1 protein-coding gene is annotated in these 253 nt (G+C 38.3%); it reads left to right on the forward strand.

Annotated elements, in window-relative coordinates:
- Nucleotides 1-19: 19 nt before the first annotated feature.
- Nucleotides 20-253 (forward strand): transposase (locus AD60_RS10780; RefSeq protein ID WP_370445640.1); only part of this gene is annotated, 234 nt, incomplete at its 3' end.

Here is a 253-nt window from a genome sequence, read left to right on the forward strand (position 1 = left end):
TGAATACATCGCTGAGGCTATCTCCAATTGTCTTGTTTCTAACAACCTTGAATATGTCGTTATCGCTTTGGAAGCTACTTCTTTTTACAGCACTCACATAGCCAATTTCCTGTCAACCAATAAGAACCTTTTGCCTTTTAAACCTCTTGTGTACCAGCTTAATCCAAAAACTACCGCCAATTACAAAAAGACTTTTGTCGATATCGATAAAACAGATCATTTGGACGCTTACGTCATAGCCGATTTCGCTAGA

Origin of the sequence: Petrotoga sp. SL27 (assembly GCF_002924605.1) — a bacterium.
GTDB classification, from domain to species: domain Bacteria; phylum Thermotogota; class Thermotogae; order Petrotogales; family Petrotogaceae; genus Petrotoga; species Petrotoga sibirica.